The 13,450-nt window shown below is 62.9% G+C and carries 16 protein-coding genes; 10 read left to right on the top strand and 6 right to left on the bottom strand.

The genetic code is table 11. From position 1 onward, the window contains the following. The first annotated feature begins 65 nt into the window (after positions 1 to 65). Complete coding sequence (locus U1763_RS08380) at positions 66 to 2,171, top strand: hybrid sensor histidine kinase/response regulator (protein ID WP_332754838.1); 2,106 nt, start codon at positions 66 to 68, stop codon at positions 2,169 to 2,171. Between the two features lie 675 nt (positions 2,172 to 2,846). Further along, positions 2,847 to 4,766 (top strand): ribonucleoside-diphosphate reductase subunit alpha, encoded by a 1,920-nt coding sequence (locus U1763_RS08385; protein ID WP_056484645.1) that lies wholly within the window; start codon positions 2,847 to 2,849, stop codon positions 4,764 to 4,766. Positions 4,767 to 4,905: 139 nt separating this feature from the next. Here U1763_RS08385 and U1763_RS08390 read toward each other — a convergent pair whose 3' ends face one another. Next, positions 4,906 to 5,166: a DUF2171 domain-containing protein gene (locus tag U1763_RS08390; protein ID WP_056055125.1), complete on the bottom strand. Its 261-nt coding sequence runs from the start codon at positions 5,164 to 5,166 to the stop codon at positions 4,906 to 4,908. 56 nt (positions 5,167 to 5,222) lie between these two features. Between U1763_RS08390 and U1763_RS08395 the strand changes: the two genes are divergently transcribed. The 7 genes from U1763_RS08395 to U1763_RS08425 all read left to right on the top strand — a co-directional run bounded on the left by U1763_RS08395 (position 5,223) and on the right by U1763_RS08425 (position 8,913). Then, on the top strand, positions 5,223 to 5,426 hold the full coding sequence (locus tag U1763_RS08395; protein WP_332754839.1) for a hypothetical protein: 204 nt from the start codon (positions 5,223 to 5,225) through the stop codon (positions 5,424 to 5,426). 67 nt (positions 5,427 to 5,493) lie between these two features. Further along, on the top strand, positions 5,494 to 5,709 hold the full coding sequence (locus U1763_RS08400; RefSeq protein WP_332754840.1) for a hypothetical protein: 216 nt from the start codon (positions 5,494 to 5,496) through the stop codon (positions 5,707 to 5,709). A gap of 17 nt (positions 5,710 to 5,726) precedes the next feature. Further along, positions 5,727 to 6,779, top strand: a complete 1,053-nt coding sequence (locus tag U1763_RS08405; RefSeq protein ID WP_056060836.1) for a ribonucleotide-diphosphate reductase subunit beta — start codon at positions 5,727 to 5,729, stop codon at positions 6,777 to 6,779. Positions 6,780 to 7,104: 325 nt separating this feature from the next. Next, positions 7,105 to 7,773 (top strand): DUF5343 domain-containing protein, encoded by a 669-nt coding sequence (locus tag U1763_RS08410; RefSeq protein WP_332754841.1) that lies wholly within the window; start codon positions 7,105 to 7,107, stop codon positions 7,771 to 7,773. Further along, entirely contained in the window at positions 7,770 to 8,348 is a 579-nt protein-coding gene (locus U1763_RS08415) for a Swt1 family HEPN domain-containing protein (protein WP_332754842.1), read from the top strand. Before U1763_RS08410 ends, U1763_RS08415 begins: the two co-directional genes overlap by 4 nt. Positions 8,349 to 8,387: 39 nt before the next feature. Further along, positions 8,388 to 8,657 (top strand): DUF4160 domain-containing protein, encoded by a 270-nt coding sequence (locus U1763_RS08420; protein ID WP_332754843.1) that lies wholly within the window; start codon positions 8,388 to 8,390, stop codon positions 8,655 to 8,657. After that, complete coding sequence (locus U1763_RS08425) at positions 8,638 to 8,913, top strand: DUF2442 domain-containing protein (RefSeq protein ID WP_332754844.1); 276 nt, start codon at positions 8,638 to 8,640, stop codon at positions 8,911 to 8,913. Before U1763_RS08420 ends, U1763_RS08425 begins: the two co-directional genes overlap by 20 nt. A gap of 59 nt (positions 8,914 to 8,972) precedes the next feature. Here U1763_RS08425 and U1763_RS21225 read toward each other — a convergent pair whose 3' ends face one another. From U1763_RS21225 to U1763_RS08435, 3 genes are all read right to left on the bottom strand, one after another. After that, positions 8,973 to 9,149, bottom strand: coding sequence for an antitoxin (locus U1763_RS21225; RefSeq protein WP_503676873.1), 177 nt, complete (start codon positions 9,147 to 9,149; stop codon positions 8,973 to 8,975). Positions 9,150 to 9,201: 52 nt separating this feature from the next. Then, entirely contained in the window at positions 9,202 to 9,990 is a 789-nt protein-coding gene (locus tag U1763_RS08430; RefSeq protein WP_332754845.1) for a thermonuclease family protein, read from the bottom strand. Positions 9,991 to 10,529: 539 nt separating this feature from the next. Next, positions 10,530 to 11,195, bottom strand: coding sequence for an outer membrane protein (locus U1763_RS08435; protein ID WP_132736355.1), 666 nt, complete (start codon positions 11,193 to 11,195; stop codon positions 10,530 to 10,532). Between the two features lie 308 nt (positions 11,196 to 11,503). Between U1763_RS08435 and U1763_RS08440 the strand changes: the two genes are divergently transcribed. Further along, on the top strand, positions 11,504 to 11,713 hold the full coding sequence (locus U1763_RS08440; RefSeq protein ID WP_332754846.1) for a hypothetical protein: 210 nt from the start codon (positions 11,504 to 11,506) through the stop codon (positions 11,711 to 11,713). Positions 11,714 to 11,764: 51 nt separating this feature from the next. On the opposite strand, the gene U1763_RS08445 is transcribed toward U1763_RS08440, so the two are convergent. Together U1763_RS08445 and U1763_RS08450 are read right to left on the bottom strand one after the other, a co-directional pair. Next, positions 11,765 to 12,109 carry a DNA primase gene (locus U1763_RS08445; protein ID WP_132736360.1) on the bottom strand — a complete coding sequence of 115 codons (345 nt, stop codon included), beginning with the start codon at positions 12,107 to 12,109 and terminating at the stop codon, positions 11,765 to 11,767. A 78-nt stretch (positions 12,110 to 12,187) separates the two neighbouring features. Beyond that, complete coding sequence (locus U1763_RS08450; protein WP_332754847.1) at positions 12,188 to 13,447, bottom strand: multidrug effflux MFS transporter; 1,260 nt, start codon at positions 13,445 to 13,447, stop codon at positions 12,188 to 12,190. Positions 13,448 to 13,450 lie beyond the last annotated feature (3 nt).

Raw genomic sequence — 13,450 nt, forward strand, 5'->3', positions numbered from 1 at the left:
GTCGCCGTATCGAACGCACCCCGGAGTAAAATTCGGCCTGGCGTGCGACCCGGCAGGAATTTGAGATGACCCTACAGACGGCCGAGGCCGATTTCTTGACCGGCGGCGGCGAGATGGCCGAGATGATCCGCGCGCATGACTGGTCGACGTCTCCGTTGGGGCCGATCGAGCAATGGCCGCAATCGCTGCGGTCCATCGTCTCGCTGATGCTTGCATCGGAATTCGCGATGTGCGTCGCCTGGGGACCCAAACTCGGCTTCCTCTACAACGATCATTACGCGCGGATCCTCTACGACAAGCACCCCGCCGCGCTCGGCGGTCGGCTCGATGTCATATGGTCGGAACTCTGGTCGGACATCGGCCCGCTCGTCGACCGCGCTCTCGGCGGCAAGGCGTCGTTCTTCGAAAACCTGCCGCTGGTCACCAATCGCAAGGGCTATGACGAGCAGACCTGGTTCACCTTCTCCTATTCGCCGGTGCGCGACGAAAGCGGTGCGGTCGCCGGCATGTTCTGCTCAACCTACGAAAGCACCGAGCGAGTCCAGACCGAACGCGCACTACGCGACGAGCGCGAGCGAATGAGCCAGATGTTCGCGCAGGCGCCGACCTTCATGGCGATGTTGCGCGGCGCCGATCACCGGTTCGAACTGACCAATCCCGGCTATGACAAGCTGATCGGCCACCGCCCCGTGCTCGGTCGTACCGTCGCCGAGGCGCTCCCCGACGCGGTTGAACAAGGGTTTCTGGGCCTGCTCGACGGTGTGTTTACGACGGGCGAACCCTTCACCGCGTCGGGCATGCTGTATGCGGTCCAGGCCGAACCCGGCGGTCCGATTGACGATCGCTACGTCGATTTCGTCTATCAGCCGATCCGCGACGCTAACGGCGCGGTCGTCGGCATCTTCGTCGAGGGGGCGGACGTCACCGATCGCAAGATGCTCGAACGCGATCTGCAATCGCTCAATGCCGACCTCGAACAGCGCGTCCGCGATCGCACGCAGGAACTGGTCGAGGCACAGGAAGCCCTCCGCCAGGCACAGAAGATGGAGGCGGTCGGCCAACTCACCGGCGGTATCGCGCACGACTTCAACAATTTGTTGCAGGGCATCACCGGCAGCCTGGAGATCGTCCAGCGCCGCGTCGCGCAAGGCCGTGTGAGCGAACTGGACCGTTTCATCACCGGCGCCACCGCCGCCGCCAACCGCGCAGCCTCGCTCACGCATCGCCTGCTCGCCTTCTCGCGCCGCCAGCCGCTCGATCCGCGCCCGGTCAAGGTCAACCCGCTGATCGCCTCGCTGGAGGACCTGCTCCGCCGGACCATCGGCGAGCAGGTCGAGCTCAAGATGGTGCTCGCCGCCGGCCTTTGGACGACGCTGTGCGATCCCAACCAGCTCGAGAATTCGCTGCTCAACCTGGTCATCAACGCGCGCGATGCGATGCCGCATGGTGGCAAGCTGACGATCGAAACGGCCAACGCACTGCTCGATGATCATTTCATAGCCAGTCAGCGCGACGTCCGCCCGGGTAGCTATGTCTGCATCTGCGTCTCGGACACCGGCACTGGCATGTCTGCGGACACGATCGCCAAAGCGTTCGAGCCGTTCTTCACCACCAAGCCGATCGGCCAGGGCACCGGGCTCGGCCTGTCGATGATCTACGGCTTCGCGCGCCAGTCGGAAGGCTATGCGAGGATCTACAGCGAGGTCGGTCAGGGCACGACGATCAAGCTCTATCTCCCCCGCCATTACGGCGACGCGGAGCAGGACGAGGCGCTCCCCGGCCTGACGCAGGATCACGCCACCGACGCGGGTGAGGTCGTGCTGGTGGTCGAGGACGATACGGTCGTCCGGTCGCTGATCGTCGAGGTGCTCGGCGAGCTCGGCTATCAGGCGGTCGAGGCGCATGACGGCCCGACCGGTCTCGAACGGTTGCGGACGATGGACCGGATCGACCTGCTCGTCACCGATATCGGCCTACCGGGGTTGAACGGTCGCCAGGTCGCCGACGCCGGCCGGGCGATGCGCCCGGGGCTGCGCGTGCTGTTCATGACGGGGTATGCGGAAAACGCCGCGCTCGCGGCGGGCTTCCTGGAACCGGGCATGTCGATGATCACCAAGCCGTTCGCGATGGAGGCGCTGGCCACGCAGATCCGGACGATCATCGAGGGCTGAGCCAGCCCCCCATCCAATGCCACCACCCCGGCGAAGGCCGGGGCCCAAATGGAAAGGTCGCAGTAACGACGCGCACCGCTCCGTTGGCGACGTCCCCCAATTGGACCCCGGCCTCCGCCGGGGTGGTGTGGTGGTGGTGTGGGCGGGATCCCGAACAATTCCCGTTCCCCCGCGAAGGCGGGGGTCCAGGAATCACGCAGGACGACGCTCGCGGCTCCTGGGCCCCCGCCTCCGCGGGGGAACTAGAAACGGCGGAAGTCACTCAACCGCCCCCCCGCCCTGCGTTACAACCAAAGCAACATTTGCCACTTTGACCCCTGAAATAATTTTTCGTTCCCGCCCCGTTCCCTTGCACATCGCGAACCCCGCAGAACTCCACGCGTCGCGAATCCTCGGCTCGCTCAACCCGCTCACGAACACGACGAACCGAACCCCCGACACCCCCCGCACCCCCTTGCGTCTCATCGCGCTTTGGCACAATCTCTTGGGGTTGCGTTCGGGGGCGGACCCAATCGCTGGTAGAACAACCTTCGCATAGTCTTATGCGATATGACCGTAAGCGCGCCTTCCACCGCCGCGATGGTCACTTTTTGTTCTCCCGTTCGGGGCCGTCCGATGGTAGCATGGCGACATGACGCCGATTCGAACGAATACAGAACACTAGGAGCGGTTTCGATGGATTTCAGAGACAGCAGCCGGGATAGCGACATGACCACAGACACGATCGACCAAGCAGCCCCCACCATCGAAGCCGAGGCTCCGAAGGCCCCCCGCCAGGCGCAGGACAGTCATTCCGTGCGCGCACAGATCTACCCGGTCGAGGTCGATCACAGCCGCGACGCGCTGCTGACCGAATTCGGCAAGGACACGCTGAAGGATCGCTACCTGCTCCCGGGCGAGAGCTACCAGGACCTGTTCGTCCGCGTCGCCTCCGCGTACGCCGATGACGCCGGCCACGCGCAGCGTCTGTACGACGCGATCTCGAAGCTCTGGTTCATGCCCGCCACCCCCGTTCTCTCGAACGGCGGCACCGGCCGCGGCCTGCCGATCTCGTGCTACCTCAACTCGGTCCCCGACAGCCTCGGCGGAATCGTCGACACCTGGAACGAGAATGTCTGGCTCGCCTCGCGCGGCGGCGGCATCGGCACCTATTGGGGCAACGTCCGCGGCATCGGTGAGCCGGTCGGCCTTAACGGCAAGACCAGCGGCATCATTCCGTTCGTCCGCGTCATGGATTCGCTGACGCTCGCGATCAGCCAGGGTTCGCTGCGCCGTGGCTCGGCCGCGGTCTATCTCGACGTCTCGCACCCCGAGATCGAGGAATTCCTCGAAATCCGCAAACCCTCGGGCGATTTCAACCGCAAGGCGCTCAACCTTCACCACGGCGTGCTGATCACCGACGACTTCATGGAAGCCGTCCGCAATGGCGAGGAATGGCATCTCCGCTCGCCGAAGGACCAGGCGATCCGCGCCACCGTCGATGCGCGCTCGCTGTTCCAGAAGCTCGTCGAGACCCGCCTCCAGACCGGCGAGCCGTACATCGTCTTCGCCGATCACGTGAACAAGGCGATGCCCAAGCATCACCGCGAGCTCGGCCTCAAGGTCTCGACCTCGAACCTGTGCTCGGAGATCACGCTGCCGACCGGCAAGGATCACCTCGGCAACGAGCGTACCGCGGTCTGCTGCCTGTCGTCGCTGAACCTCGAGACCTGGGATCAGTGGAAGGACGAGAAGGGCCTGATTGAGGACGTCATGCGCTTCCTCGACAACGTCCTGCAGGATTACATCGACCGCCACGAACCCGGCATGGAACGCGCCGCCTACAGCGCGGGCCGCGAGCGGTCGGTCGGGCTCGGCGTGATGGGCTTCCACTCGTTCCTCCAGGCACGCGGCATCCCGTTCGAGGGCGCGATGGCGAAGTCGTGGAACCTGCGGATGTTCAAGCACATCAGCAGCCAGGCGAACGAAGCCTCGATGCAGCTCGCGATCGAGCGCGGCCCCTGCCCCGATGCCGCCGACGTCGGCGCGATGGAGCGGTTCAGCTGCAAGATGGCGATCGCGCCGACCGCGTCGATCTCGATCATCTGCGGCGGCACGTCGGCCTGCATCGAGCCGATCCCGGCGAACATCTACACGCACAAGACGCTGTCGGGCAGCTTCTCGATCAAGAACCCGTATCTCGAGAAGATGCTGAGCGAGAAGTCGAAGAACTCGGACGCGGTCTGGAACTCGATCCTCGAACAGGGCGGCTCAGTCCAGCATCTCGACTTCCTCTCGGTCGAGGAAAAGGACTGCTACAAGACGAGCTTCGAGATCGACCAGCGCTGGCTGCTCGAACTCGCCGCGGATCGCACGCCCTACATCGACCAGGCGCAGTCGCTGAACCTGTTCATCCCCGCCGACGTCGAGAAGTGGGACCTGCTCATGCTCCACTTCCGCGCGTGGGAGCTCGGCATCAAGTCGCTCTATTACCTGCGTTCGAAGTCGGTCCAGCGCGCGGGCTTCGCCGGCGGCGTCGAGGCGGACAACACGATCGACCTGCGCCAGATCGACGTCGAGTCGAAGGATTACGATGAGTGCCTTGCCTGCCAGTAAGGCCTCTCGGCGTTCAAGCGTGACCCCGGCCCGTGCATCACGGACCGGGGCGCGCCTGACGCAAAAAACCCCGGCCCGCACGAAGCGGACCGGGGCTCGGACTGGCTATGCGGCGCGTATCGAACGCACCGCGTTCGCGTCAGGCCTCTTCTTCGAACGTCACCGCCACGTCGGCGTTGGCCGAAAGCCGGACCTTGCCGTCCTCGATATCCGCGACCAGCCCGAGCGAGATGAAGTGATGATGCCCTTCATGGCTGCCCGTGCCCTCGACGACCTGCGCGCCCGAGTCCTTCTTGGTCAGCTTGATGCGGTTGCCTTCGACCTTGTCGACGGTGCCGACATGGACGCCGTCCGCGCCGATGACTTCGGCATGTTCCTGGATCTTGGTTGCATCGACCATGGTCGTTCTCCTGTTTGGGGTTCGGGTGCTGAACGCGCGCCGGGCGAGTTGGTCGCATGACGTATGGTTCAGCTATCATGTTCGTGGTCGCGGGCGTGCTCGGAATCGTCGGCACCGGGATGCTGCTCCGGTTGCGCAGCCCGAGCATCACCGAGCAACAGACCTACGCATTCCGCATGATCGGCATCATGCTCACCTCCGGCGCGATCGTCCTCGCGATGTCCGCCGCCGCGATGTGGCAGTGGAGCACGGAAACATGACCGCGTTCGTCGATTGTCCGTCACGCCGCCGCGGCCATCCCGCGCGCCTCCACGAGGAAGCCCCGACATGGAAAGCATAGCAAAGCTCATGATGGGCATCGGCGGCACGGTCGCCTTGCTCGGCGGCGTGGCGATCCTCGTCTTCGGCGACCGGATGCGCGAACGCGACGCGCAGGCCGGGCGCGTCAACGCCGCCTACCCCACGCGCGAAAGCCAGCACCGCACCGCCTTCATCATCGCCGCCATCGGCGCGATCGCTCTTATCCTTCTCTTCGTTTTTTAGTCCGAAAGGCTTACCCCATGTCCCTCCTTCACGCCTCCAAGCAGTACAAGCCGTTCGAATACCCCTGGGCGTTCGAGTTCTGGAAGCGCCAGCAGCAGCTCCACTGGCTCCCCGAGGAAGTGCCCTTGGGCGAGGATTGCCGCGATTGGGCGCAGAAGCTCAGCGATCACGAGCGCAACCTGCTCACGCAGATCTTCCGCTTCTTCACGCAGGCCGATGTCGAGGTGCAGGATTGCTACCACGAGAAATACGGCCGCGTGTTCAAGCCGACCGAGATCAAGATGATGCTGACCTCGTTCAGCAACATGGAGACGGTCCACATCGCCGCCTACAGCCATCTGCTCGACACCATCGGCATGCCCGAGAGCGAGTACGGCGCCTTCCTCGAATATGCCGAGATGAAGGAAAAGCATGATTACATGCAGCAGTTCACCGTCGACAACGACGAGGACATCGCGCGCACGCTGGCCATGTTCGGCGGCTTCACCGAGGGCGTCCAGCTGTTCGCGTCGTTCGCGATGCTGATGAACTTCCCGCGCTTCAACAAGATGAAGGGCATGGGCCAGATCGTCACCTGGTCGATCCGCGACGAGAGCCTCCACTGCGAGGGCATCATCAAGATGTTCCACACCTTCTGTCAGGAGCGCCAGTGCCTGACCAAGGCGGTCAAGGACGACATCGCCGACGTCTGCCAGACGACGATCCGCCTCGAGGACAATTTCATCGACCTCGCCTTCGAGATGGGCCCGGTCAACGGCATGACTCCCAAGGAGATCAAGAAGTACATCCGCTTCATCGCCGACTGGCGCATGACTCAACTCGGCCTGAAGCCGATCTACATGATCGACGAGCACCCGCTGCCCTGGCTCGCCCCGATGCTCAACGGCGTCGAGCACGCCAACTTCTTCGAACAGCGCGCCACCGAATATTCGAAGGCCGCGACCAAGGGCCAGTGGAACGACGTCTGGGACTCGTTCGACAAGCGCCAGACCGCGAAGAAGGGGCCTGCTGCGAATGTGGACCTGAGTGAGGTTCGGGACATGTTCAGCGACTCGGTTGCGGCTGAGTAAGTCGCATCGCGCGAGGGTTTAGCGAAGGCTAAACCCCGCCCTCGGCGGTGCGACCGGCCGGCGGCGCTATAGGCGCCGTCCGACGGCATGGGCTTTGCCCATGCCCGCGCTGATGTTCAAAGACGTCGAGCACCCCGACCTCTTCGAACAAAGTGCTGCCGGGTATTCGAAGGCGGCGACCAAGGGCGGGTCGAACGACGTTTGAAACTTCTTCGACAAGCGCCAGACCGCAAAGAAATCCCCAGCGGCAAAAGAGGATACTAGACAGCAAAGTGCCGATATGTTCTCTATTGCGGGCGTAGCAGCGAAATAAGGGAACACAAGGGTGGCGCTTCCAAAATCCTACTTAACTAGTACGAAGAATTTGGGCGCTATCTTCGAATCAATACAACAAGCAAAGGCTCCCGAGAGGTTTACCACGCGGTTTCTCGAGTCTTTGGAGTTCAAAAGTGCCGCGGACCGTTTAATAATCGGCGTACTAAAGTCACTTGGATTTTTAGACGATCAAGGCAGGCCAACGCAGCGCTATTTTAGCTTTTTGGATCAAACACAATCCGCGGCAATATTAGCCGATGCCGTTCGAGAGTCATATACGGATATATTTTCCGTAAATATTAATGCTCAGAATCTTACCAAGAGTGAATTAGTTAACAAGTTCAAGACCCTTTCTCAAGGAGGTTTTAGCGAATCTGTTTTGGATAAGATGGCAACGACCTTTCAGGCTTTGGTGAAGCTGTCTGATTTTTCGTCGTTGCCGAACGTTCAAGACGTTGCCGACAACGAAAACGCTGAAAGCGATCGCTCTACTCGTTATGATGAAGAGCCTATCGAACTACGTCAGAGGGCCAAGCCAAGAAACGATCGCAGCACTCACCAACCTGCAAGAAACCTAGGTGGCCTCCATTATAATATTCAAATAATATTGCCTGAGACGCGCGACCCTCAGGTGTATGATGCTCTATTTCGTAGCCTCAGCGAGCACCTTTTTGGATGAACGAAGGCGAACCTTACAGCTTCGTATTTCGAGGGCAGCTGACGGAGGCCGCCCTTGATCGAGCGGGGCGCCGAACCCGATATGATCTATCCGCGTCCGTTGAAGACCTACGGCAAACGCTTGGTATAAATGTTCTTGATGTAGACTACGTTGCCACTGCAGAGAAAATGTCATTCGTTTACATTGCGGTCGCGGCATTCGAAAATTCAGTTCGTGAATTGATTTCTAGAGTTTTAGCAGAAGCTGCGGGTGAAGGTTGGTGGGAGAACTGCGTTTCAGATCGAGTGAGGACTGCAGCAAAAAATCGGCAGGAGGCAGAGGAAAAGGTTCGATGGCATGTTCAACGTGGCGATGACCCGATAAGATTCACAATGCTTCCCAACCTGGCGGCAATTATCGAAAATAACTTCGACAATTTTGAACCATACCTCCCCAATGTTCCTTGGGTGAAGAGTGTATTCGAAGTGGTTGAGCGATCACGCAACGTAATAATGCATAGTGGCTCGCTTTCCGATCGGGATATGGCACGTCTGGGCTCTCTGATTCGAGATTGGAACTCTCAAGTATCGATATAACTTTCTGTCGTTCGAACAGAATTGAGCTTATCTCGTCCAATGCCCGTAATCTCGCTCTTCTTCGGGATCGTGATCCGGATGTATTTCGACGATCATCCGCCGCCGCATTTCCACGCCAGCTATCAGGGCTTCGAGGCGTTCGTGCGGATCATGGACGGCAAGATCATCCGCGGCAGCTTGCCCCGTAAGGCGGAACGGATCGTGCAGCAATGGGCTCTCGACCATACCCCCGAACTCATGGCAAACTGGCAGCGCGGCGTCGACCTGTTGCCGCTGGAGATGATCGCCGGTGCAGACCTTGATGATTAAACTCGTCCGCGTAACCGTAGAAGGTGACGACGCCCTGCAGCTCGTATTTTCGGATGGCGCTGCGGCGCTCTGGTCGGCCGCCGATCTCATCGCACGCGATACGGTCATGACGCGCCCTCTTGCCGACCCCGCCTACTTCGCCCGCGCCTTCATCGAGAGCGGCGCCCTCGCCTGGCCCAACGGGTTCGAATTGTCGGCCGACAGCCTTCATCGCCGGCTGGGACTGACGGACGAACAAGCCCTCTCCGCCGCCTGACGACCCATGACAATCGCCTCTAGATTGGCGACGGCATCGTCCTTCCAGACGATGCGCAACTAATCACCGACGCGGGGTCTGGGTCGAGGCTGGGGCGAACCCCATGACGATAGCCAGCGCTTGACTGCGTCGTGACTGATCAGCCGCCCGTTGCGCACGTCCGCATCCGCCCGTGCATCGGCATTAGCCTCCGCAGCTGGATCGCTCGTATCGAACAGGGCATCTTCGCGAGGCATCGACTCGAAGATATACCTCGACGGCAATCACGACCAGCGGCAGCTCACACCATCAACACCAAGGCGAGCGCTTGCCGCCACCATAACGGCGCGCGAGTCCGTGGCGGACCAGTACCGCCCCCAGCGATACCCCACCCCGCTCGACGATGCGCAGCTTCCGCCCGTAGCGGTCGACGTCGCGCCGGATCGGGGTCAGCGTGAAGGGTCCGGCGTTGAGCAGCGCCTGCATCTTCAGCGTCGCCACCTGCCCCAGACGCGCTTCGCGGGCGCAGCGCGGCGGGTGGGTCTCCGGCGTGTCGATGTCGGCGATGCGGATCTTGGTGCCCGCCATCCAGAACGTGTCGCCGTCGACCATGCAGTCGATCCGCTTGGCGTGGCCGCAGATCGTGAAGCGCGCGGAGACCGCCTTGCCGCCCGACAGCGCGGACGCTGCCGCCGCCACGGTCGTCGCCGCACTGGCGACACCCGCCGCAGTCGCCAGCGCGCCGGTGGCAGTCGTGGCGGCACCGGCCGTGGTCGCCGCTCCGGCAGCCGCGGCCGACGCCTCCGCCTTGGCCGCGTCCGCGCCCCAACCCCAGCCACCCGGCACGCGCAGATGCCCGGCAGGCCAGGCGATGCCGAACCCGGTCGGCCATTCGATCTTCAATCCGGGCGGCACCAGCGCCGCCCAGTCGATCTGGCGGATCACCGGCATCATCAGCCCGAGCAGCACGCCGTAGAACACCAGGCGGAGCTGCAGCAGGACTCCCGGCCTGGTACCGCGCGCCGAGCCCCCACGGCCACGCGTGGCGCCAGCGCGGTCGCCGCCGAGCAACCGCATGAAATCAAACACATACTCCATCATCGCTCGCGCCTACGCGCGCGCGCGCGGAAGTCACCTTGGCGCGACCCGGTCTTGCGGCGAGCGGAGTCGGAAACGAGGCGAACGCATCGTGAACATCGCGCAGGTCACGTCCTGGATGAATCGGACCAGCATTGCACCCGCTTGCGAACGCGCCAGATTTCGCTGTCCTACACGGGGCCGACATGCCCAGCTCGACGCATGCCAGCCCTCACTCCAGTCCAGCGCAGCGTGCACGCACCCCGCGATGCGTCCAGCATGCGCCCTCCTGCGACGATCGTGCGAGCGTCTGCACTTCCTATACTTCACTCGCCAACCCACTGGAAACGCCAGACACGCGAAGGGCGGAACGTGTCGCCACTTCCCGCCCTTACGCGCCCCCGCGCAACCTCCCGCGATTACCGTGCGAGCGTCTACACTTCCTATACTTCACTCGCCCGACACGCCGGAAACGCCAGACACGCGAAGGGCGGGAAATGGCCCTAGCCACTCCCCGCCCCCGTTACGCGTCCAGCTTGAATCTCTTGCGAGGCAAAAGCTTAGAAGTGCGTGATGATACCGAGCATCGGACGGAAGCTCTGCGCGTCGCCGAAGGTGTTGACCTCGGCGCGGATGCGGAAGCCTGCGTTGCCGGTGATGCCCTTCAGGCCGATGCTCTGCGGACCGACTTCTGCGCCGATGCCGTAGGTGATCGCGCTGTAGTCACGACCGGTGTCGCCACCGTTGGTCGAGCGTGCCGAGAAATGGTCGAAGTTGACCCACTGGTAGCCGACCTTGCCGTAGATCAGGCCGCTGTCGCCAGCGCGGAAGCCGAAGCGGCCTGCTGCGCCGTATTCCCAATCGATGTTGCCATCGATGCCCTTGATCACGTTGCCTTCTGCGCCGACGAAGACCGGGCCGAGCGGCACGTTCACGCCGAGCACGCCCTGGACCAGCGAGCCCGATGGCTTGTAGCCGCGACGGAGCGAGTTGTCGGCGTTCAGCGCCTGCGGGATGCCGTGGCCGCGCTCGTTGTCGAACTGCTCCCAACCACCCATGACGCCGAAGTACGGCTCGATGCCGAATGCCTTCGAGCCGTCCGGAGCTGCTGCTTCGCCGGGCTGTGCGCTGTTGTCGGTGGGGGCCGGTGCCGACATGTCCTGCGCGAAGGCGGGAACTGCGACCGTTGCGGCGGCGAGGGCGATTGCCAGGGAAAGCTTACGCATGCGTGTGACCTTATCTCGAGTGTTGCGTGGATCCCCGACTGCACGGTGCGTCGGTTCGGTCCAGGCAAGTCGAAACAGGCCGGCGGGCACATGGTTGCACAAAAAACGTCACATTCGGGGAACTGCCGGGGAACTGTTCGTCTGTGTTGCGTTACAGCAACGGTTCCTGTCAGTTACATGAACGAACGATGGCTTCACCGCGGCGAACTAGCCCGGAATACAGCGGAAAAGCGGCAAAAAGCAGCGGATGCCGGCATTAACGCTATCTGTTTATCAGTGGGTGACGATCGATGTGCAATGCAGCATCGATGGGGTTTTCACGTCTGTTCCGCAGCCGCTGGGCGGCGCTGTTCTGGTCCGCCGGTATCGTGTGGACGGCCTATGACGTGGCCAGCGACGCGCCGAAACCAGCCGCCGGAAATGCGGTTTCGAGCAATGTCGTGGAGGGGCAGACCGATGCGACGGGCGCTGCGTTCGATGCGCGGGACCTGGCGATCCTCGCCAACGCCACCGGTTAGCGGCGACGCGCCGATCGTTGGCGCGTCGCGGGTCGTTCAGGGTTTCGTGGGTTAGGGCTTCAGCGCGACGTCGTCGGCATCCTTGAGGTCCTCGTCGTCGTCGATGCTGCCATCGTCGAGTTCGTCCTGGACGTCATCCTCGTCCATGTCGTCTTCGTCCATCGTGACCGAGGCATCGCTCTCGCCGACCTCTTCGGAGTCCATCTTCGTCTCGTCGATCGACTCGTCGTCGATGTCGTCCTCGCCAAGGTCCGGATCGAGATCGGTCAGGATGACGCCATCGGTCGGGCCACTGCGCGTCGCCTCGAGGATCTCGGCGCGCTGGCTCTCGTCATAGCCCTCTTCGTCATAGCCGTCGTCGCCCGAACCGGCACTCGGCACCTGATGTCCGCCCATCGTCACACTCCCTCGTTCAGGACGCCCGCACGCTGCGGGCCTACCGGATGCGAACGGTGGACGTGCGCGGTGGTTCCTTCAAGCGCGCAACGGCGCCGTCGACGCAGGGCGGAACAGGCGCCCCCGCTCGGTGATCAGGATGGCGAGAAGCGCGGCGAGACCGGCAACCAGGAACCCGGCGACCAGCGGCACCGTCGTGCCATTGAACGCTTGCCCGATCAGCGCGCCGATCACCGCGCCGATCGTCACGCTCAGGAATCCCTGCACGCTCGATGCGGTGCCCGCGATCCGCCCCATATTCTCCATCGCCATCGCCGAGAAGTTCGACGTGGCAAGGCCGAAACACCCGAGCGTCAGCGCCTGGAAGATCGCGAAACTGACCAACGTCTCGAACCCGATCTCAATCGCGAACAGATGCACCAGCGACACCAGGATCAACACCGACAACGCGCCGTGGCTGATCAACCGCGTCCCCAGCCGCATCACGATCCGCGAGTTGAGCAGGTTGCACGCCGCCATCGTCACCGACGTCGTCGCGAAGATCAGCGCCAGCAAAGTCGGCTTGTGGAACACGTCCGCCATGATCTGCTGGATCGAATTGAGATACCCGTACAGCGCGCCCATCAACGCGGTCGACGCGAGCGTATAGCCAAGCGAATTACGATCGGCGACCGTCTGCCGCCAGTCGCTAAGGATGCGGCGCGGGGTAATCGGCAGAACGTTCTCGGGCGCCAGCGTCTCGGGCATCCGCAGATAGAACCACACCAGCACGCCCAGCGTCAGCACCGCCACGGTCCAGAAGATCGCGCGCCAGTCGCCGAACTGGAGCACCGTCCAGCCGAACGTCGGCGCGAGAATGGGGACGATCATGAACACCATGAACGCGATCGACATCACCCGCGCCATCGCCCGCCCGTGATAGCAGTCACGGACCAGCGCGATCGTCGCGACCCGCGCGGCGGCAATCACCGCACCGCCGAATGCGCGTGCGGCCAGCAACAGCGTGAAACTCCCCGCGGTCGCGCAGGCGACGTTGGCAATGATGTACAGGACGAGCGACCAGAGCAGCACGGTTCGCCGCCCGAACCGATCCGCGAGCGGCCCGTGGACGAGCTGCGCGACGCCGAAGCCGATCACGAACGCGGTCACGACGAACTGCCGCCCGTTCTCCGTCGCGACGCCGAGCGAGTCGCCGATCGCCGGCAGCGCGGGCAGCATCGAGTCGATGCCGAGCGCGGTGAGCGACATCAGCGAGGCGACGAGCGCGACGAACTCGACGAAACCGATCGGCGCGCCGCGCATCGCTGGCGCGTCGGATTGGGGATCCTGGGTCTGCATGAT

The organism is Sphingomonas sorbitolis, assembly GCF_036663875.1.
In the GTDB taxonomy this organism is placed as follows: domain Bacteria; phylum Pseudomonadota; class Alphaproteobacteria; order Sphingomonadales; family Sphingomonadaceae; genus Sphingomonas.